General features: G+C 45.8%; 18 protein-coding genes and 1 pseudogene. 13 read left to right on the top strand and 6 right to left on the bottom strand.

Going from position 1 to position 21,352, the window contains the following annotated elements; translation table 11 throughout:
• The first annotated feature begins 4 nt into the window (after positions 1 to 4).
• On the top strand, positions 5 to 829 hold the full coding sequence (locus DCO16_RS07495; protein WP_173943068.1) for a TrmH family RNA methyltransferase: 825 nt from the start codon (positions 5 to 7) through the stop codon (positions 827 to 829).
• Here the strand turns inward: DCO16_RS07495 and ppsR are convergent.
• Complete coding sequence (gene ppsR, locus DCO16_RS07490; RefSeq protein ID WP_173943067.1) at positions 826 to 1,653, bottom strand: posphoenolpyruvate synthetase regulatory kinase/phosphorylase PpsR; 828 nt, start codon at positions 1,651 to 1,653, stop codon at positions 826 to 828. The genes DCO16_RS07495 and ppsR overlap by 4 nt on opposite strands.
• A 105-nt stretch (positions 1,654 to 1,758) precedes the next feature.
• Here ppsR and ppsA point away from each other — a divergent pair, with 105 nt between their 5' ends.
• A complete protein-coding gene (gene ppsA / locus DCO16_RS07485; RefSeq protein ID WP_173943066.1) occupies positions 1,759 to 4,161 on the top strand; it encodes a phosphoenolpyruvate synthase in 2,403 nt (800 codons plus the stop codon).
• A gap of 60 nt (positions 4,162 to 4,221) precedes the next feature.
• Here the strand turns inward: ppsA and DCO16_RS07480 are convergent.
• The 5 genes and pseudogenes from DCO16_RS07480 to smpB form a co-directional block, all read right to left on the bottom strand.
• A pseudogene (locus DCO16_RS07480) lies at positions 4,222 to 5,093 on the bottom strand (proteasome-type protease).
• 71 nt (positions 5,094 to 5,164) lie between these two features.
• Complete coding sequence (locus DCO16_RS07475) at positions 5,165 to 5,962, bottom strand: transglutaminase family protein (RefSeq protein ID WP_173943065.1); 798 nt, start codon at positions 5,960 to 5,962, stop codon at positions 5,165 to 5,167.
• Between the two features lie 8 nt (positions 5,963 to 5,970).
• Complete coding sequence (locus DCO16_RS07470; protein WP_173943064.1) at positions 5,971 to 6,948, bottom strand: alpha-E domain-containing protein; 978 nt, start codon at positions 6,946 to 6,948, stop codon at positions 5,971 to 5,973.
• A gap of 13 nt (positions 6,949 to 6,961) precedes the next feature.
• Positions 6,962 to 8,374 carry a circularly permuted type 2 ATP-grasp protein gene (locus tag DCO16_RS07465; protein WP_173943063.1) on the bottom strand — a complete coding sequence of 471 codons (1,413 nt, stop codon included), beginning with the start codon at positions 8,372 to 8,374 and terminating at the stop codon, positions 6,962 to 6,964.
• A 101-nt stretch (positions 8,375 to 8,475) separates the two neighbouring features.
• Positions 8,476 to 8,928, bottom strand: coding sequence for an SsrA-binding protein SmpB (gene smpB / locus DCO16_RS07460; RefSeq protein WP_173943062.1), 453 nt, complete (start codon positions 8,926 to 8,928; stop codon positions 8,476 to 8,478).
• 26 nt (positions 8,929 to 8,954) lie between these two features.
• On the opposite strand from smpB, the gene DCO16_RS07455 reads away from it, so the two are divergent.
• The 11 genes from DCO16_RS07455 to DCO16_RS07405 all read left to right on the top strand — a co-directional run bounded on the left by DCO16_RS07455 (position 8,955) and on the right by DCO16_RS07405 (position 21,344).
• A complete protein-coding gene (locus tag DCO16_RS07455; RefSeq protein WP_173943061.1) occupies positions 8,955 to 9,395 on the top strand; it encodes a type II toxin-antitoxin system RatA family toxin in 441 nt (146 codons plus the stop codon).
• The gene (locus DCO16_RS07450; RefSeq protein WP_173943060.1) at positions 9,379 to 9,738 is read left to right on the top strand and encodes an RnfH family protein; all 360 of its coding nucleotides are present in this window, start codon (positions 9,379 to 9,381) and stop codon (positions 9,736 to 9,738) included. The genes DCO16_RS07455 and DCO16_RS07450 overlap by 17 nt, the downstream gene beginning before the upstream one ends.
• A gap of 26 nt (positions 9,739 to 9,764) precedes the next feature.
• A complete protein-coding gene (gene guaB / locus DCO16_RS07445) occupies positions 9,765 to 11,231 on the top strand; it encodes an IMP dehydrogenase (RefSeq protein ID WP_173943059.1) in 1,467 nt (488 codons plus the stop codon).
• 64 nt (positions 11,232 to 11,295) lie between these two features.
• Positions 11,296 to 12,903 carry a glutamine-hydrolyzing GMP synthase gene (guaA, locus tag DCO16_RS07440; protein WP_173943058.1) on the top strand — a complete coding sequence of 536 codons (1,608 nt, stop codon included), beginning with the start codon at positions 11,296 to 11,298 and terminating at the stop codon, positions 12,901 to 12,903.
• A 296-nt stretch (positions 12,904 to 13,199) separates the two neighbouring features.
• Entirely contained in the window at positions 13,200 to 14,333 is a 1,134-nt protein-coding gene (locus DCO16_RS07435; protein ID WP_217426645.1) for a TRAP transporter substrate-binding protein, read from the top strand.
• A gap of 106 nt (positions 14,334 to 14,439) precedes the next feature.
• Positions 14,440 to 15,027, top strand: a complete 588-nt coding sequence (locus DCO16_RS07430; protein WP_173943057.1) for a TRAP transporter small permease subunit — start codon at positions 14,440 to 14,442, stop codon at positions 15,025 to 15,027.
• The gene (locus DCO16_RS07425; protein ID WP_173943056.1) at positions 15,020 to 16,957 is read left to right on the top strand and encodes a TRAP transporter large permease; all 1,938 of its coding nucleotides are present in this window, start codon (positions 15,020 to 15,022) and stop codon (positions 16,955 to 16,957) included. The genes DCO16_RS07430 and DCO16_RS07425 overlap by 8 nt, the downstream gene beginning before the upstream one ends.
• A 222-nt stretch (positions 16,958 to 17,179) precedes the next feature.
• Positions 17,180 to 17,980, top strand: coding sequence for a ferritin-like domain-containing protein (locus tag DCO16_RS07420; protein ID WP_173943055.1), 801 nt, complete (start codon positions 17,180 to 17,182; stop codon positions 17,978 to 17,980).
• A gap of 51 nt (positions 17,981 to 18,031) precedes the next feature.
• Positions 18,032 to 19,942, top strand: coding sequence for a B12-binding domain-containing radical SAM protein (locus tag DCO16_RS07415; protein WP_173943820.1), 1,911 nt, complete (start codon positions 18,032 to 18,034; stop codon positions 19,940 to 19,942).
• A complete protein-coding gene (locus DCO16_RS07410; RefSeq protein ID WP_173943054.1) occupies positions 19,939 to 20,637 on the top strand; it encodes a hypothetical protein in 699 nt (232 codons plus the stop codon). The genes DCO16_RS07415 and DCO16_RS07410 overlap by 4 nt, the downstream gene beginning before the upstream one ends.
• On the top strand, positions 20,637 to 21,344 hold the full coding sequence (locus tag DCO16_RS07405) for a hypothetical protein (RefSeq protein ID WP_217426644.1): 708 nt from the start codon (positions 20,637 to 20,639) through the stop codon (positions 21,342 to 21,344). The genes DCO16_RS07410 and DCO16_RS07405 overlap by 1 nt, the downstream gene beginning before the upstream one ends.
• The last annotated feature ends 8 nt before the right edge of the window (positions 21,345 to 21,352 follow it).

Below are 21,352 nucleotides of genomic sequence, written 5' to 3'. Positions count from 1 at the left end.
CAATATGCATATCGACTTGATCAGCTCAAAAGACAACCCTTTATTTAAAGAGATTCATCTATTACAGGCTACGGGTTCTAAAGGACAAAAAGCCAGACTGACTAGCGGACATGCATTGCTTGAGGGCATTCACTTGGTGCAAACCTGGGTTGGCGATCCCGCTCTAAAAGTATTGCTGACTTCTGAAGTGGGACTACAAAATTCAGAGATTGCTCAAGCTGTTTACGCCCATATTGAAATGTGTCCTGAGACTCGTATTTTTCAGCTAGATGCCGGTTTGTGGCATCTGCTCAGTGAATTAGCCAATGCCCCGCAGATTGCAGGACTCTTAGATTTACCAAAAATGAGTATCCCGCTGCAGCAGCCTATTGCCACTCTATCTGGTGATGTGATTATTTTAGATCGCATACAAGATGCTGGTAATGTAGGGTCCATTTTGCGTACTGCCGCTGCTGCAGGGTTTACTCAAGTGATTGCACTATCCGGTTGTGCCCACTTGTGGTCTAGCAAAGTATTGCGTGCGGGTATGGGAGCCCATCGTTTACTCGATTTGTATGAAGGCTGGTCTAATCAGCAGATCTTAAGTGCTGTCACTGCACCCTTATTAGCCGCAACTGCCGATGGCACGCTCGATGTGTTTGCTATGCCTAAAGTATTGATGCATCCAGTAGCTTGGCTCATGGGTAGCGAAGGCCAGGGTATCTCTGAAGATCTCATGGCACAAGCACAGAGTATCTCTATTCCGATTGACCCAAGGGTGGAGTCTTTAAATGTAGCCACCGCAGCAGCGATCTGCTTATTTGAGACAGTGCGCGTGCGTCGAAGCTAACCTAAGATCGTTTTATCTGACTTTATTGACTGTAGGATGGTAGTGGCAATCTCTTCGATGGACTTACTAGTCGTAACCACCCAGGGAATAGATTGTTTTTTCATCATGGCCGTCGCTTCGTTAATTTCATAACGGCAGTTCTCAAGCTTGGCATAATTGCTTCCTGGACGTCGCTCATTACGTATTTCAGATAAGCGCTCGGCATCAATCATCAGACCAAAGATCTTACTGCGATACGCAATCAAATCTTTTGGCAATTGTCCGCGTTCAAAATCTTCAGGTATTAAAGGGTAGTTGGCTGCTTTCATCCCATACTGCATCGCTAAATAGAGGCTCGTTGGTGTCTTACCGACGCGCGAGATACCCACCAAAATAACATCTGCTTCTGCTAGGTTTTTATTGGACTGACCATCATCGTGAGCTAAGGAATAATTGATGGCTTCAATGCGGTTTTTATACGCCTCAGTATCCGCATTGTGGTGCAGGCGATTCATGGCATGGGTTGATTTAATACCTAAGGCATCTTCTAGTGGAGCCACAAAGGTCTGGAACATATCCAAAATTAGGCCATTTGCTTTGCTGACGATCGTATTGAGTTCAGGATTGACCAGAGTAGTAAAAACAATTGGCTGATCACTGTATTTAGAGGCTGCCTGATTGATGCTAGAAACCGCATCATGCGCTTTTTCAGTACTATCCACAAAAGGGATTCGAATGTGCTTAAAAGTGGCCTCAAATTGCGCCAAAATCGATTGACTGAAGTTCTCTGCAGTAATACCAGTACCGTCAGAAACGATAAAAACAATACGGGTTTGGGTAGACATAAATTGGCCTTGGGGTCGTGGGCAGCACTACAATAGGTGTTATGTGAAGTATGCCGTATTGTATTCGGCCGCTCGACCAGTTTCCTTATCTTTAGAGAGTATTTTATGTCCAACCAAGCACAACAAAATAGCAATGTAGCAAATGCCTATGTTTTACCTTTTGAGCAACTCCGTATGACTGATATAGAGTCTGTCGGGGGTAAAAATGCTTCATTAGGAGAGATGATTTCTCAGTTATCCTCCACAGGTGTAAGGGTACCTACTGGCTTCGCCACCACTTCTTTAGCTTTTCGTGATTTCTTAGAGCACAATAATTTGACTGAGCGAATACAAAAGCGCTTAGAAAATCTGAATATTGACGATGTTCGTGCTTTAGCAGAGGCTGGAAAAGAAATTCGTGGCTGGATTGAGGCTGCCCCTTTTCAGCCACGCTTAAATGAAGAGATTCATATTGCATTTAAGAAATTGGATGATTCTGGCAAGGGCTCTTTTGCCGTGCGATCTTCTGCCACTGCAGAAGATTTACCAGATGCCTCTTTTGCAGGCCAGCAAGAAACTTTTCTAAATGTCGAGGGTATTGACGATGTCTTAAAAAAGATTCGTGAAGTTTTTGCTTCTCTTTATAACGACCGTGCCATTTCCTATCGGGTGCATAAAGGTTTTGCGCATGCTGAAGTGGCTTTATCCGCTGGTATTCAGCGTATGGTGCGTTCCGACTTAGGTGCTGCTGGTGTGATGTTTACCTTAGATACGGAATCAGGCTTTGAAGATGTGGTGTTTATTACTTCAAGTTATGGCTTAGGCGAGACAGTGGTGCAGGGTGCTGTAAATCCTGACGAGTTTTATGTTTTCAAAACCACCTTAGCAAAACAGAAGAAGGCAATTATTCGCCGTTCTTTAGGATCTAAATTAATTCAGATGCAATTTGCGCCTGCAGGCTCTGCTGAAAAGGTAATCACTGTAGACGTTAGCCCAGAGAAGCGTAATCGCTTTTCTCTAGAAGATGCTGATATTACTGAACTAGCTCAATACGCCGTCATTATCGAAAAACACTACGGTCGTCCGATGGATATCGAGTGGGGTAAGGATGGGCAAGATGGCCGTATCTATATTTTGCAAGCCCGCCCAGAGACAGTGAAGAGTCAGGCTGCTGGTCAAGTTGAGATGCGCTACAAGTTAAAAGGCAAATCTTCAGTTTTAGCTAAGGGTCGTGCGATTGGCCAAAAAATTGGTGCTGGTCCAGTACGTGTGATTCGTGATCCAAGCGAAATGGATCGAGTGCAGCCCGGCGATGTTTTGGTAGCCGATATGACGGATCCGAATTGGGAGCCTGTAATGAAACGTGCCTCTGCGATTGTGACCAATCGGGGTGGTCGCACTTGTCACGCAGCGATTATTGCTCGTGAGCTGGGAGTACCTGCGGTAGTGGGTTGTGGTGATGCAACCGAGCACTTGCAAGATGGCATGATGGTGACCGTATCTTGTGCAGAAGGAGATGAAGGCCATATCTATGATGGCCTGATTGAGACTGAGGTAACGGAAATATCTCGTGGTGTTCTGCCAGAGATTCCGGTAAAGATTACGATGAATATCGGTAACCCTCAGTTAGCCTTTGATTTCTGCCAAATCCCGAACGCTGGTGTTGGTCTAGCGCGTCTGGAGTTCATTATTAATAACTATATTGGCGTGCATCCTCGTGCAGTTCTGGAGTATCCCAATATTGATCCGGATTTGAAGCGGGCAGTTGAAAGTGTTGCCCGCGGTTATGCCAGCCCACGCCAGTTTTATGAAGACAAGTTAGTTGAGGGTGTAGCAACGATTGCGGCTGCCTTCTATCCTAAGCCGGTCATTGTCCGCTTGTCTGACTTTAAATCGAATGAATATAAGAAACTGATTGGTGGATCGCGCTACGAGCCGGATGAAGAAAATCCAATGTTGGGTTTCCGGGGCGCATCGCGTTATGTGTCTGCAGATTTTGGCGAAGCCTTTGCCTTAGAGTGTGCAGCCATGAAGCGGGTTCGTGAAGACATGGGCTTAGATAACGTCGAGATCATGGTGCCCTTTGTGCGGACGATTAATCAAGCGAAGCGCGTGATAGAAATGATGGAGAAGCTGGGGCTCAAGCGGGGCGAGAATGGTTTGCGCCTCATCATGATGTGCGAGATCCCATCAAATGCTATTTTGGCAGACCAATTCTTAGAACACTTTGATGGTTTCTCAATTGGGTCTAATGACATGACTCAGTTGACCTTGGGACTAGATCGTGACTCTGGTATGGAATTGCTTGCGATTGATTTTGATGAGCGTGACCCAGCGGTAGAGTTTATGATTGCCCGTTCGATTGAGGCTTGCCTTAAGCAAAACAAGTATGTCGGTATTTGCGGTCAGGGCCCTTCAGACCATCCTGACTTTGCGCGCTGGTTAGTTTCTAAGGGTATTACTTCCATCTCTTTAAATCCAGATAGCGTCGTGGCTACTTGGGAAATGCTTGGTAAGAAAGAGGCTTAATTTTTTTCAGACTAGTCAGAGTAAGTTTGAAGTAATCACTACGAAAGCCTAGATGAAAATCTAGGCTTTTTGTTTTGAAGAGCTCTTCTTGCCTTTAGGTATTGATTTGGAGATTGGCTTACTGGCATTGGCTCCTTTAGCACTTCGATGAATGGGTATCACACCCATTTTCTTGGCAGGCGAAGTTATGGAACGTGAAGGGCTTGTACCTGACCAACTCGGTTCTGCAATGGAATTAAAGGCATCGCGCAGTTTTTCTCCCCATGATCGATGGATCATCTGAAAGTAGGGATTGGACTCATCTAGGGTGACCAGTTTATTTGCCTGCAAGGTATTCTTTTCATAGACCAGAAGATCTAAGGGAAGGCCTACTGAGATATTACTGTTGATAGTAGAGTCCATTGAGATGAGGGCGCACTTGGTTGCGAGACTCAATGGGGTATCAAAACTTAGCACTCTATCTAAGATAGGTTTGCCATACTTAGATTCACCAATCTGAAAGTAACAAGTTTCAGGCGTAGTCTCAATAAAGTTACCTGCAGAATAGATGTTAAAGAGTCTTGGGCGCTCACCCTTCACTTGCCCACCAAAAATCAGATTGCAGTTGAAATCAATACCAGCCTTCTCTAGGGCTTTGTGATCACGATCATAGACCTGCTTGATAGCATTTCCAATGACAACAGCAGCATCATGCGTGTTCTCAACATTCCAAAGATTTTTGCCATTGATTAGTTGACCCTGTAATAAGATTTCTTTTACTGCTTGGGTGATGGCTAAGTTACCTGCGCTCATTAAAGCAAAGAATCGATCCCCGTCTTTTTGAAAAAGAGACATCTTTCGAAAGGTACCAATTTGATCTACGCCTGCATTTGTTCGCGTATCCGATAAAAAACGAGTCCATCTTTCAGGCAAAGCCCAACACAATACGTCATGCAACTATCCTTTAATCTTTTTTGACAATAGTCTTTATTTTATCGTTGATCGATGTTTCATGATGGGCGCTCTAACTGAGTTGCGCAATCGATATATTGGCACTTAATTCTTCCCCACCGCCGCCAGAGCGTACGCCTTTGACTGGGGCTGCAGAATAGTAGTCTCTGCCAATCGCCAAGCGAATATGGCGGGCATCAATCAGGCAGGCATGGGTAATATCTACGCTAACCCAAAGTCCTTTATCGATATCGACACAAAAATCAATCCAGGCATGGCTGGCTAAGTTAGGAGACTCCTCTGCAAAAAAATACCCACTCACATACCTGGCTGGAATACCTGCTGAGCGACATAAACCGAGCATGATGTGTGCATGATCTTGGCATACCCCAGATTTCATAGCAAAGGATTGGGCTGCCGTAGAGGCGAAATTGGTTTGCCCTGGAAAATACAGAATGGCATTTTGTACTGCGGTGGCCAACTTGAGAACTTCATCTACTGAATTTTTCTTGGGGAGTGCGCCTAAGAAGAACTCTAGCATTTGCGGTGTAGGCTCAGTTAAGTGCGTTTGTTGCAATAGATAGTATGGGGAGACTGCTTTGGGCTCATCTATGAATTCAAAGGCATCTTGGGTGTGGACCTCGCCTTCAGCCTCAATCATCATCGCCGTATACGGCGTTTCTTGTACAAAAACACCACAGAGATTGCCAAAGACATCATGAGCGCTACTCGTTTTTATAGGAGTACTCACTTTCCATTGATGGATTTGCTGGCCAGCAACATCTGGTGGGGTAAGGCGCAGCTCTTGTATTGAGTAGCGGACTGGGGTTTCATAGCGGTATTCGGTACGATGACGAATCTTCAGGTGCATGGGGATCTTTAGGCTACAGCTAGGGGGATGAGGTAAGCGTTACTGAATTCATCAGCAATGTGATTAATACGTTCTAAGAATTCTTCAATAAACTCTTCAAGACCCTGAGTAAACACCTCATCAATATCTGAGTAATCCAGACTGGCTTTGAGCTTGCCAAGTAAGCGCTCAATTTCTTTAGATTGCTGGTTCTTTACTTCAGAAATCAGGGGGATTAATTCATTGACACAGCAGACCAGGGAGCGCGGCATCTGCTTATTAAAAATCAAGAGTTGTGCCACTTGTTTTGGTGTTACTTGATCCGAATAGATTTGACGATAGATTTCAAAAGCAGAAACGGAGCGAAGTAGGGCAGCCCAATGGTAAAAATCAAAGAAGTTACCTTCTGCCCCTTCTTTACTATCGTTATTTGTATTCAGTGTGGTGATATCTGCCTGCACTTCGTACTTTGTTTCTAGAATACGTGCCGTGTTATCGGCGCGCTCTAACAAAGTACCTACATTCATAAAGTAAAAGGCTTCATTCTTCAGCATCGTGCCGTGCATCACACCTCTAAAGAGGTGACAACGATGCTTGACCCACTCTAGCAGCCTGCTAGGGTCTGATTGATTTCGGGCATCTAGGATATGTTGCAATTCCAGCCAAGTGGTATTTTGGGTTTCCCAGGCTTCCGAGGTGATTCTGCCGCGAATGACCCGCGCATTTTCCCTGGCAGAAAATAGACACGACACAATACTCGATGGATTACTCGTTTCATAGATCATGAAATCCAATACGTTTTCACGATTGACAACATCATACTTTTCTAAGAAAGCCTCTTCCAGCTTGGAGATCGTCAGTAGCTTTTTCCAGCTTTGCTCTAAAAATTCAGCAGGTTGCGGCAAGAGTGACGTTTGATGATTGACATCCAACATACGGGCGGTATTTTCTGCGCGCTCGGTATAGCGCGCCATCCAATATAAGCAATCAGCAGTTCGGCTTAACATCGTGACCCATTCCTCATGCCTCTAATACCCAAGTATCTTTAGTGCCACCACCTTGTGAAGAATTGACTACTAAAGAGCCCTCCTTGAGTGCCACTCGGGTTAAGCCGCCAGGAACCATCTTGATGGTTTTTCCTGAGAGTACAAAGGGTCTTAAGTCAATGTGACGAGGTGCAATGCCGGATTCTACAAAGGTAGGGCAAGTGGATAAGGCTAAAGTGGGTTGCGCTATGTAACGATCGGGGTTAGCGATCAGATGAACTCGAAATGCTTCAATCTCCGCTTTACTGGAAGCAGGCCCTACGAGCATGCCGTAACCTCCTGCACCATGAGTGAGTTTGACAACGAGTTTTTCTAAATGCGCGAGGGTATATGCAAGATCTTCTGGTTTACGACATTGAAAAGTAGGTACATTATTGAGTATGGGTTTCTCGCCTAAATAAAATTCAATCATGTCTGGCACATAAGGGTAGACAGATTTATCATCCGCGATACCAGTACCAATCGCATTTGCTAGGGTGACATTGCCAGCCCGATGCGCTGAGAGTAATCCAGCAACACCTAAAGTCGAGTCAGAACGAAATGCCAAGGGATCTAGAAAATCATCATCTACTCGGCGGTAGATCACATCCACCCGTTCTGGCCCTTGGGTAGTGCGCATAAAGACTTGTTCGTTTTTTACAAACAGGTCTTTGCCTTCGACTAATTCAATGCCCATCTGTTGTGCAAGATAGCTATGCTCAAAGTATGCAGAGTTATACATGCCAGGGGTGAGTAACACCACATTGGGTTTTTTGACATCATCCGGCTTGACCGACTTCAAGCATTCCAACAGAAAATCAGGATAGTGCTCGACAGGTGCAACACGGTATTGCTGAAACAGATCTGGGAAGAGTCGCATCATCATCTTGCGGTCTTCAACCATATAAGAGACTCCAGAGGGAACGCGCAGATTGTCCTCTAGGACATAGAACTCCCCTTCGCCAGCACGCACAATATCAATACCTGCAATCTGCGCATAAATATCTCGAGGTACGTTGACGTTGCGCATCTCCGGGCGATATTGCGCATTGTTATAAATTTGCTCTCCAGGAATAATTCCTGCCTTGATGATTTCTTCTTCGTGATAGACGTCGTAAATAAAGCGGTTCAGTGCTTTTACCCTTTGGCGTAGTCCAGCTTCAAGTTGTTGCCATTCTTTGGCAGTAAAAATACGGGGTACTTGGTCAAAAGGGATGGTCCTCTCTGCACCTAGATCATCGCCATACACTGCAAAGGTGATGCCAACCCGTCTGAAAATGAGATCCGCTTCGGCGCGTTTAAGACCCATGAGGGTATCGCTTTGCTGTTGGAGCCATTGATGAAACGCTTGGTAATGGGGTCGTGCTTTTCCGCTGGCGTCGAGCATTTCGTCAAAAGGCAATTTCATCCTTCTAAACTAATGCTTGGGGTGCTACTTTTGATTTAAATATGGTGTAGCTTGGTGCTTAATCGCTTCTTTATGCACCTAAATAGTGCATGAGTGATCTATCAGGCATTGAGATCGCCCCGAGCAATTCGGCCTTTTTGCACTTCCCATTCTCTTTCTTTGGTCGCTGCACGTTTATCGTGCTGTTTCTTACCTCGGGCTAGGCCAATTTCACATTTCACATTCCCTTTGGAGAAATGGAGATTTAGCGGCACCAGGGTATAGCCTTTTTGCTCAACCTTACCAATGAGTTTACGGATTTCAATCGCATTTAAAAGCAGCTTGCGGGTACGGGTGCTATCGGGAACGATATGCGTCGATGCGGAAAGTAGGGGGGTAATGTGGCACCCAATTAGGAATAGCTCCGCCTTACGGATGACGACATACGCTTCTTTGACGTGCACGCGGCCGGCACGGATGGCTTTGACCTCCCATCCTTGCAGTACTAGCCCTGCTTCGAACCGTTCCTCGACAAAATAATCGAAGAAGGCTTTTTTGTTATCGACGATACTCATAGTTATTTAGCTTCTCAAGATTGATTATGGCAGACGTCTATAAGACCGTTTTAATTGGCCAATCCGCAGACCGGATGTATGGGCTTGTTACTGATGTGGCTCTTTACCCTGAGTTCTTACCCTGGTGCGGTGGGGTGGAGATCTTTGAGCAAACCGAAACGATATTAGATGCCAAAATCAGCATCCACTTTAAGGGTATTAATCAGTACTTTCATACCCGTAATATCAATCATCGCCCGGAAACCATTGATATGGTGTTTGTCGATGGGCCGTTCAAGCATTTTTCTGGCCAATGGAACTTTATCCCCCTGCAGGAAGATGCCTGTAAGGTGGAATTTAAGTTGCATTGGGAGTTTAAGAGCGCTCTTTTGGATAAGATCATTGGACCCGTCTTTGGACACATTGCAGGTACCTTTGTCGATTGCTTTGTGAAGCGTGCCGAAGAGCTTGATGCCCGGAAAAGATAAAACATCCATCGACATCTTCATTTGCGATGCCAGGCTGGGTGAGCCTAGCCTGATTCCCTTTACCTTCAAGATCGACTCTGCCCAAGCTCCAACAGTCGGATTAGCGCTGCAAAAAGCAGGCATTGCCACAGGCCCCACAGATCCAACACTCGCCAGAAAAGGCTGTTTCGGCGTATTTGGTAAGCGCAAAGACTGGGATAGCCCTATTTATGAGGGGGATCGCCTCGAGCTATATTCACCGCTCCTGATAGACCCCAAGACTGTGCGCCGCAAGAAGGCAAACCAGAACCAGGATGCCAAATTCCAGGCAGCCGCAGCTAGAAGAAAGGCTAGGAGGCTATAATCTTCTTTTGTGACTAGGGGTTTTGTATGCGACTCATTCAAAAAGCGCTCACTTTTGACGATGTACTCCTCGTACCGGCTTATTCTTCGGTACTCCCTCGAGATGCCAGCTTGGCAAGTAAGTTAACTCGGGATATCTCACTCAATACACCACTTGTATCTGCTGCGATGGATACCGTCACTGAAGGCCGCTTAGCAATTGCTATGGCGAGTGAAGGTGGCATTGGCATCATTCATAAAAACTTAAAGCCCGCTGAGCAAGCGCGTGAAGTCGCTAAGGTTAAGCGTTATGAATCGGGGATCTTACGGGATCCGATCATCATTGGCCCGGATGCAACTTTGCGTCAAGTCATCCAACTATCCCGTGAGCATGGTTTTTCAGGATTCCCTGTGCTGACAGGCAAAGAAGTAGTGGGCATCATCACCAACCGCGATTTACGTTTTGAAGAAGACTTAGATGCCCTAGTTAAAAGTAAGATGACCCCACGTGAGCGTTTGATCACTGTAAAAGAAGGGGGCTCATTAGAAGAAGCCAAGCGCCTAATGAGTCAACATCGCTTAGAGCGCGTACTAGTTGTCAATGATAAGTTTGAATTACGCGGTTTAATTACTGTCAAAGATATTCTGAAAGCTACTGAGCACCCTAATGCCTGTAAAGATAGTGAAGGCAAGTTGCGCGTTGGTGCGGCGGTAGGTGTTGGTGCTGATAACGACGAGCGCATCGAACTCTTAGTGCGTGCAGGCGTAGATGTCATTGTTGTGGACACGGCGCATGGCCATAGCCAAGGTGTATTGGATCGTGTCAAATGGATTAAGAAACATTACTCGCATATTCAGGTGATTGGCGGCAACATTGCTACCGGCGATGCAGCCAAAGCTTTAGCTGATCATGGTGCTGACGGTGTCAAGGTAGGCATTGGTCCTGGCTCCATTTGTACTACCCGTATTGTGGCGGGTGTGGGCGTCCCTCAGATCACAGCGATTGTGAATGTAGCAGCAGCACTTAAGGGTACAGGTATTCCATTAATTGCAGATGGCGGTGTTCGTTATTCAGGCGACGTTGCAAAAGCCTTAGCAGCAGGTGCTAGCTCTGTGATGATGGGCGGTTTATTTGCCGGTACTGAAGAAGCGCCAGGTGAAGTATTTTTATACCAAGGCCGTTCTTATAAGAGTTATCGTGGCATGGGTTCTTTGGGCGCGATGGCAGATGGTTCTGCTGATCGTTATTTTCAGAGCGACATTAGCGCAGACAATGCCGAGAAGCTTGTACCAGAGGGTATTGAAGGTCAAGTCCCTTACAAAGGTAGTGTGCTTGCTATTTTGCATCAACTCACTGGAGGCATTCGTTCATCGATGGGCTACTTGGGTTGCAAGACCATTGATGAGTTACATGAGAAAGCCAACTTTGTGGAAATCACCTCAGCAGGTGTTCGTGAGTCCCATGTTCATGATGTGAAGATCACTAAGGAAGCGCCGAATTACCATATTGACTAAGAAGTAAATTTAAAGAAGTAAATTTAAGCAGCAAATACCAGCTGAATTTAAGACGGGTTCTTTCGTGCACGACAAAATACTGATTCTCGACTTTGGTTCACAAGTCACCCAACTGGTTGCAAGACGCGTGCGTGATGCGCGTGTCTATTCAGAAATACATCCTTACGATTGCGATCCGCAGTTCATTCGCCAATTTATTCAAGAGCAGGGTGGTAAGGGCATCATTCTTTCAGGTGGCCCTAGTTCAGTGACGGAGGCAGATAGCCCACGTGCACCCCAAATAGTATTTGAGTTAGGTGTTCCTGTTCTGGGAATTTGCTACGGTATGCAAACCATGGCAACCCAATTGGGTGGCGCAGTCGCTTCTGCTGAATCTTTAGGTAAAGCGCGCGAGTTTGGCTACTCAGAAGTGCGTGCCCACGGCCATACGAATTTATTAACGGGCATTCAGGATCTCTCTACCAGCGAAGGTCATGGCATCTTAAAAGTGTGGATGAGTCATGGCGATTCAGTCACCACCTTACCTCCCGCATTTAAATTGATGGCGTCAACAGAGTCTTGTCCGATTGCGGGTATGGCAGATGAAGCGCGTCGTTTTTATGCATTTCAGTTTCATCCCGAGGTAACCCATACGATTCAGGGCACTGCTATTTTGGAGCGCTTTGTTCATCAGATTTGTGGATGTAAACCCGATTGGGTGATGGGGGACTACATTAGCGAAGCAGTAGAAAATATTCGCAAACAGGTGGGTGATGATGAAGTCATTCTCGGTTTGTCAGGTGGCGTGGATTCTAGCGTGGCTGCAGCATTAATTCATCGGGCGATTGGTAAGCAACTCACTTGTGTATTTGTGGATCATGGCTTGTTGCGTTTAAATGAAGGTGACATGGTAATGGAAATGTTTGCACGGAACCTGGGTGTTAAGGTGATTCGTGTAGACGCTGCGCAGAAATTTATGTCTGGGCTGGCAGGTATCGCTGACCCAGAAGCTAAGCGCAAGATTATCGGTAAAGAGTTTGTGGATATTTTCCAAAGTGAATCTGCAAAAATCAAGAATGCAAAATGGCTTGCACAGGGCACTATTTATCCCGATGTGATTGAATCAGCCGGCAAGGGTAAGAAGGGCGCGCATACGATTAAGAGTCACCATAATGTTGGCGGACTGCCCGATGATATGCACCTCCAATTACTTGAGCCCTTACGTGAACTCTTCAAAGATGAAGTTCGTGAGTTAGGCGTAGCTCTCGGCTTACCGCGCGAAATGGTGTATCGCCATCCATTTCCTGGACCAGGTTTAGGGGTGCGGATTTTAGGTGAAGTCAAAGTCGAGTTCGCCCATTTATTACAGCGTGCTGATGCAATCTTTATCGAAGAGTTGCGCAGTACCATCGATGAGACCAGTCAACAGTCTTGGTATGAACTGACTAGTCAGGCCTTCGCTGTATTTTTGCCGGTCAAATCCGTGGGTGTCATGGGTGATGGCAGAACGTATGAATACGTCGTCGCTTTAAGAGCAGTACAGACCCAAGACTTTATGACGGCCCATTGGGCTCATTTACCCCATGAATTATTGGGTAAGGTGTCAAATCGTATTATCAATGAAGTACGCGGAATTAATCGGGTGGTCTATGACATCAGCGGCAAACCCCCTGCCACGATTGAGTGGGAATAAACACCAAAGGCGATCTAGCGCTTTGGTTCGGCATCTCAACAGATATAACGGATATTATTGTTGCGATGCAATATAAAAAAAAGGATTAAATAAGTACCCCTTTCTTAGGGTTTCCATCAGTACCTATAGGGATTGTAAGTAATGTAATCTATGCTTTAAGGTGAAAAGGGGTAGCTTGTGATGGTGCCAACCTTTCTGTTTTTCTAAAAGATTGAGTGTTCACTTTATCTGTTGGATGAAATGAAGCCCTCAGTGTTTAGCGTAGTACGTGAATATTTATAACCAGGAGATACAAATTGTCTGAAATAAAAAAAGAAGTCCCACGTCGTAAGTTTCTGAAGAACGCCGCTGCTGGTACTGCTGGTGCAGCTGCCCTGAGCTTCCCCATGATTTCTAATGCGCAAGGCGTCAAAACCTTACGTTTTCAGTCCACTTGGCCTGCGAAAGATATCTTCCATGAATTTGCAGTAGATTTTGCTACTAAGGTCAACGATATGACTGGCGGCGAAATGAAAATTGAAGTGTTGCCAGCCGGCGCAGTAGTGCCAGCTTTTGGCTTGTTGGACGCGGTTTCCAAAGGTACTTTGGATGGTGGCCATGGCGTTCTTGCTTATCACTACGGTAAAAATTCTGCATTAGCCTTGTGGGGATCAGGCCCATCTTTCGGTATGGATGCCAATATGCTCCTCTCATGGCACAAGTACGGCGGCGGTCAGGCCTTCCTCGAAGAGCTCTACAAGACCGTTGGCGCAAACGTGAAGTCTTATGTATACGGTCCAATGCCTTCACAAGCCCTCGGCTGGTTTAAAAAACCAATTGCTAAGACAGAGGATCTGAAAGGCCTGAAGTACCGTACAGTGGGTATTGCAATCGATATGTTTACCGCCATGGGTGTTTCTGTAAATGCCTTGCCTGGTGGGGAAATTGTTCCTGCGATGGATCGTGGCTTACTCGATGCGGCTGAATTTAACAATGCGGCATCTGATCGTCAATTGGGCTTTCCAGATGTTTCCAAAGTCTGTATGTTGCAAAGCTATCACCAAAATGCTGAGCAGTTTGAAATTATGTTTAACGGCGATGTCTACAGAGGCCTGCCACCAAAACTTCGCGCAATTTTGGATAACTGCGTAGAAGCTTCATCTGCAGATATGTCTTGGAAAGCAGTGGATCGCTACACCAAAGCTTACGATGAAATGCAAAAAAATCAGGGCGTAAAATTCTACAAGACCCCTGATAGCATCCTCCGCGCTCAGTTGAAGGTGTTTGATGATGTGGTTGCCAAAAAATCAGCTGAAAACCCACTCTTTAAGCGGATTGTAGATTCGCAAAAAGCGTTTGCTCAAAAAGCAGTACGTTGGGATTTGGACGGCACAACCCCGCGTAAATTGGCTTATGACCACTATTTTGGAGGCGCTCCTAAAAAGGTATAATCAACTACTTTTTTAAGATCCAATCTAGTTGTCTCTAGTCTCAATATAGGGTGGTTGCGAAAGTAGCCACCCTTTATTTATGGTTTAAATCTTCGGAGCATTCATAGTGCAAAAATTATTCTTACAAGTGGATCGTTTATCCACCCTTATCGGCCAGTTTTTTGCCTGGTTGATTGTTGGCCTCACATTGCTTATTGGTTTTGAGGTCTTTTCGCGATACGCGCTTAATAATCCGCATCCATGGGTATTTGATGCCATGATCATGATGTACGGCACGATGTTCATGATGGCAGGTGCTTATACCCTGTCTAAAAATGGGCACGTTCGTGGCGACATTTTGTATGGCTTTTTACAGCCCCGTACCCAAGCTATTTTTGATCTTATTTTGTATGTGCTCTTCTTTATTCCGGGCGTAATTGCATTGGCTTACGCAGGGATTGAGTATGCAGGGGATTCTTGGAGAATTTTGGAGCACTCCTCCATCACGGCCGATGGCCCGCCTATCTACCCCTTTAAAACCATTATTCCTTTAGCGGGTTTTATTTTGTTGCTGCAAGGGATCGTAGAGATTTTCCGCTGCGTTGTCTGCATCCAAGAGGGCCAATGGCCTTCTCGTGAGCAAGACGTGGAAGAGGTGGACGTAGGCGCACTTAAGAAAATGATTAGTAACCCAAAGGATGAATTCAATGCGTAAGGACCTATTATTCGGCTTTATCATCATGGCATTGGTGGTGATATCCACCATCGTATTAATACCGTGGGGCAATATTGAAAGCGGCCATATGGGCCTGCTCATGCTCTCCCTGGTGGTAGTTGCCATCATGCTGGGCTTCCCTACTGCCTTTACCCTGATGGGTATGGGTATGATCTTTACGTTTATTTCATATAGCTTTCAGAATCCCGCATTAGCGCTTGATAACACCTTAGCATTGATGGTGCAACGCGCTTATGCGGTGATGACTAATGATGTGTTGATCTCCATTCCGCTCTTTGTGTTCATGGGTTACCTGGTCGAACGCGCAAACTTAATCGAAAAGTTATTTCGCTCGCTCCATTTAGCGCTAGTCCGCGTTCCTGGATCACTAGCGGTTGCAACTATCTTTACTTGTGCGATCTTTGCTACTGCTACGGGTATTGTTGGCGCTGTGGTGACCTTGATGGGTCTCTTGGCCCTGCCTGCAATGTTAAAAGCAGGGTATGACACGCGCGTTTCTGCTGGGTGTATTACTGCTGGTGGCTGTTTAGGCATTTTGATTCCACCATCCGTCTTATTGATTGTGTATGGAGCTACTGCCGGCGTTTCCGTAGTTCAACTTTATGCGGGTGCATTTTTCCCGGGCTTGATGTTGGCGGGTTTATACATAGCCTATGTCATTATTCTGGCAAAACTTAAACCAAATCTCATGCCACCTTTGTCGGCTAAAGAGCGTATTGTGCCTTTACCGATGAGCTATACCGAGCTGGGTGAAAAGATCAGTCAAAAAGTGATCCCAGCAATATTAATTGCCCTCAAAGGTAAGCGCAATGTAGCAGTTGCACCTAAGGAGTTGTTTAAGGCATTGTTTATTGCCTTATTGCCGCTCTTAGTATTTGTATTGTTTACGGGCTCCATTTATAAAGTGGTGACTGCGCCCCTCGAGGCGATTAGTTCTGAATTGGTAGAGATGGGCAGTGGATTTGATAGTGCTCCCTCTGAGTCAAGTAGTGGCGGCCTCTCGTTGCCTCCTGGGGCTGAAGAAGAAAAAAGGGGTGGCCTGTCTTTGCCTCCAGGGGCTGAAGAAGATAAGCCACCAGTGGTAGCTGCCGCGGTACTGAGCGCAGATCAAGTTCAAGTAGCAGAAGTAGCTGCAGCAAAAGCGCTTGAGCCTCGCGATGCGCCGACCTGGTTCTGGGTGATGACGGCGATTTTTGCTGCAATGCTGGCTATTTATTACTTGCTCTTGACGTGGGTACGTCTAGAAATTTTTAAGATGCTCTTAGGGTCATTCTTCCCTCTAGCTATTCTCATCTTGTTCGTACTCGGATCGATCGTCTTTGGTTTAGCAACGCCGACAGAGGCTGCGGCGATTGGGGCAATTGGAGGTGTGATCTTAGCGGCAGCATACAAGCAGCTGAACTTCAGAATTATTAAAGAGTCGGTCTTCTTAACCGCTAAGACGGGGGCTATGGTCTGCTGGCTCTTTGTCGGCTCTTCAATTTTCTCTGCAGCTTTTGCTTTGCTTGGCGGTCAAACCTTGGTGGAGCATTGGGTTCTCTCTCTCGGTCTGAGCCCGATAGAGTTTTTGATTTTGGCTCAAGTGATTATTTTCTTACTAGGTTGGCCATTGGAATGGACTGAGATCATTGTGATCTTTATGCCCATTTTCGTTCCTTTACTAGATAAGTTTGGGATCGATCCCTTGTTCTTTGGTCTTTTGGTTGCGCTGAATTTGCAGACAGCATTCTTGTCACCCCCAGTGGCTATGTCTGCCTTCTACCTCAAAGGTGTTGCGCCTCCGCATGTCACATTGAATCAGATTTTCTTGGGCATGATGCCGTTCATGGGCATCCAGGTTCTTGCCATCGTCCTTTTGTATATGTTCCCAGCGATTGGATTATGGTTGCCAGCAGTGCTTTACAAGTAGTAGATGGGCAGATTGCTCATTGAAGAACCCCGCACTAGCGGGGTTTTTTTATGAGCTATGCTAAATCCATCAAGAATGCCTGCGTACAATATTCAAAAGAATAGGAAAAAGACTCTTTCTTAAATCAACCATTAAGGTGAGGCGCTTTATCTCATGAACCATACCCTGTCAGATATTCTTTTTCTTACAACGCTATAGACACTTAGATGCTTAGATACTGAGATGCATGAATTAAGACAATCCGCATTGCACATTCTCTTACTCACCTCTCCGGCTGAGAAGGTGAGTCAGCTTAATTGCTTGTTTGATGATTATCATCAACAGCGTGTGGAGCTAAATCTGGCTGCCCGTTTTGATCTTCAGAACCTTGTGCTTCCTGGGCGCCCTGAAAAGCCTGAATTAGTGCCCCCATTAGAAGTTCCTAAAAGATCCATGGCAACTCTTGAGGGAAGAGCCTCATTACTTCACTCCCTTGCGCATATTGAGTTCAATGCTCTTAATCTTGCACTAGATGCACTAGTGCGTTTTGAAGACATGCCCCATCAATATTATGAGGATTGGCTGAAGGTGGCTAAAGAAGAGGCTTACCATTTCAGTTTGATTGAACAACATTTGCAGTCTATGGGATATCGCTATGGTGATCTTCCTGCCCATAATAGTTTATGGGAAATGGTCGAGAGAACATCTGATCAAGTCATTGCCAGAATGGCGCTGGTGCCTAGAACGATGGAGGCAAGGGGGCTAGATGCAGTTCCTGCAATTCGAGATCGCTTTAAGCAGGTTAAAGATCATAAGGCTGTAGAAATTCTAGATATTATTCTGAGAGATGAAGTGAGCCATGTTTTAGTTGGTAATCAATGGTTTAATTTCTTATGCACTAAAGATGGTTTATCGCCTATCAAAACCTACCGAGAGCTTGCTAGAAAATATTGTGCCCCAGTACTCAGAGGTCCCTTTAATCTAGAGGCTCGAAAACAGGCAGGCTTTACGAACGAAGAGCTCAGTCTTCTTGGGTCAGATTGATGTCTTGTTGCTTCTCCATAACTCCCTCTCTAAGTCTTAGGTGAAATGAGTATGAAAGTATTAAGCCTCATTCCTCCCATGACGCAGCTCAATACGCCATATCCATCTACTGCTTATCTCACAGGCTTTTTAAGATCACGAGGTGTTGATGCAGTGCAAGCAGATTTAGCACTAGCTTTAGTTCTTGGATTTTTTACGACATCTGGTGTAGCTGAAATCAAGCTATCCGCTGAAAAGCTTTCTGAGGAAAACCGCAGTGCAAGCGTAAATTTTTTCCTGGATTATTTTGAAGGTTACCAAAGTACGATTACCGCTGTGATTCGATTTTTGCAGGGACGAGATAGTACGCTGGCCCATCGAATCAATAGCCGTACTTTCTTACCAGAAGGACCTCGCTTTGTATCTTTGGATGTGTATGAGGATGGGGGTGAGGAGGGCGATCTCAATGATGATTCATTAGCTTGGGCATTTGGGGCTCTAGGCTCTCAAGATCGAGCGCGCCATTTGGCCACCTTGTATTTGAATGACCTTTCTGATGTCTTGCGAGATGCGGTAGATGAGCGTTTTGAATTTGTCCGTTATGCGGAGTCATTGGCTAGTAGTCAGCCTACCTTCACACCTCTAGCAGATGCACTAGCCGCTAGCCCTAGCTTAATGGATGAACATCTTCAAGCACTGACCATTGCTGCTATTGATCAGCATCAGCCGCATCTAGTACTTCTCTCTGTTCCCTTTCCGGGAGCGATGTATGCGGCATTACGGATTGCTCAAACAATTAAAGCCCACGACTCCCAAATCAAAATTGGTATTGGGGGTGGTTACGTTAATACGGAGTTACGAGAGCTCACAGATCCCCGCATCTTTGACTTTGTGGATTTCATCACGCTTGATTCTGGAGAGCGACCTTTGCTTGCCCTCTTAGAGCATTTAGAGGGTCGGCGCTCAGTAGAGAGATTAGTACGTACCTTTATCTGCTCTGCGGATGGTCAGGTAAGGTATCTGAATTGGCAAGAGCCAGATATTCCTTTTGAGGATGTGGGTACCGCGACTTGGGATGGTCTGCCACTGAATTCTTATCTGTCACTGCTAGATATGCTAAATCCTATGCATCGTCTTTGGAGTGATGGTCGCTGGAATAAGCTCACCGTAGCCCACGGTTGCTATTGGAAAAAATGCAGTTTCTGTGACGTCAGCCTGGATTATATTTCTCGTTATGAAACAGCTTCAGCCAGTTTGTTAGTAGATCGTATTGAAACGATCATTGCGGAGACGGGGCAGACAGGATTTCATTTTGTGGATGAGGCTGCGCCACCGAAGATTTTAAAAGCCCTCGCAGAAGAATTGATTCGTCGTCAGGTAGTCATTTCATGGTGGGGCAATATTCGTTTTGAAAAGACATTCACCCCTGAGCTTTGTGCGCTTTTAGCGCAGAGTGGTTGTATTGCTATCTCTGGCGGTTTAGAGGTAGCCTCTGACCGACTTCTGAACTTGATGAAAAAAGGGGTTTCTGTCAGGCAGGTTGCCCACGTTACGAAGGGGTTCTCAGATGCCGGTATTTTGGTACATGCATATCTGATGTACGGATTTCCAACACAAACAGTTCAAGAGACAGTCGACGCCTTAGAGTATGTCCGCCAGTTTTTTGAAAATGGTTGCATTCAGAGTGGATTCTTTCATCGCTTTACTTGTACCGTACACTCTCCGGTTGGACAGGATCCCCAAGAGTATGGGATCACGCTGGCACCACTACCACCCATTAGTTTTGCAAAGAACGATATCTTATTTACAGATCCTAGTGGCGTTGATCACGATGCGCTCGGACAGGGTCTGAAAAAGGCGATTTATAATTTTATGCACGGTCTTGGCTTTGATGAAGAGGTGCACACTTGGTTTGACATGGCTAAAACGCCAAAAACCTCTTTGCCCCGTAATAAAATAGCCAAAATACTAGGATATATATGAATCTATCTCGTCGCACCTTCATCGCATCTGCTGCCTTGGCACCCGTAGCATGTGGCGGGCTGTCATATGAGCGGGCTATTCCGGTAGCGCAACCTAAACCGTTACCCATGGTTCGTCCACCTCAAGTGGGGCAAGAGTGGACCTATATCAAGAAAGATATGTTTAATGGAAAAACATTAGACGTCATTAATGAGCGAATAGCTAATGTCGCTTCGACGATTACGATTGAGCGTAATACGGCAAATGGTTTCAAGCTTCCGAGTGAAATACAAACATCATGGGGTATGGTTTCGACAGACACCCAGTGGTCGCGATTAATTCAATTTAGCCCCGCCTTACCCTTATGGCCAGAGCAGCTGTCAACTACCTGGGCCAAACAGTTTGTCACCAAATACAGTATTGCTGGCTACCCCGAATCTCGCATGAATTGGCAGCAATATATGAGTGTTCAGGGCTGGGAAAAAATTACGGTACCAGCCGGTGAGTTTGTAGCTTTACGTTTTCAATCCTTGATTAATTTTGAGAGCGATGATCCCAATAAAGTAGATTGCATTCGTAAGGAAACAGCTTGGTTTGTTCCGCAAATTGGCCGATGGGTTGCCCGAGAGGCTTCAGGTTCATATCAAATTCAGGGACAGATCGGCGCTGTGATTTTAGAGGGTAGCTACCAATGGCAATTAAGTGCTTATAAATAATGAGATTGATTCAAAGACTGTGTTTAGTTCTATCGCCTGTTTTTCTTTCGGCCTGTATTGCTGCGATACCGTACCCCACTGGAGAATCCTTTCCTCAGCCTGCCAATCCACCGCAAGTGCGTGCTCCACAAGTTGGTCAGCAATGGGTTTACAACGTTCGTAATGTATTTAATCAGGAATTAGTGGACGTTGTGACAGAGAGGGTTGTTTCAGTAGGCCCGCAAGTGCGGATTGAAAGAAGTAGTCTGAAGTTGGGATCCCTTCCTGATGAGATTCAAGAGCCTTGGGGATATATTCTGCAAGATCCCCATTGGAATCCACCGCAAAAGTTTCTGACTATCACACCTTTATGGCCAGAAAAATTAGTAGTGGGCTGGTCTGGTTTCTATCGAACACGTTATCAAGTCGTGGGTTATCCAGATAATGATTTCTACTGGGGTCTCAATATCAACGCAGTGAAGTGGGAGCGCGTGCAAGTCCCCGCAGGAAATTTCAATACCTTGTTATACCGAAACGACATTCCCTTTTTTACTAGTAACGATATCTTTAGAGTTGCCAATATTCGTAATGAGGATGTATGGCTTTCCCCAGAAATTGGACGATGGGTTTTGCGACGAAGCTCTGGACAGTATTTATGGGCGGGTATGCGTTGGGGTGAAGCCCTTCGGGAGGATTACTTGCAATGGGAGCTTGTGTCCTGGAAATAATTAAAGCG

Source organism: Polynucleobacter antarcticus (assembly GCF_013307245.1).
Classification (GTDB): Bacteria; Pseudomonadota; Gammaproteobacteria; order Burkholderiales; family Burkholderiaceae; genus Polynucleobacter; species Polynucleobacter antarcticus.
This window is presented reverse-complemented; position numbering and strand designations above follow the sequence as displayed.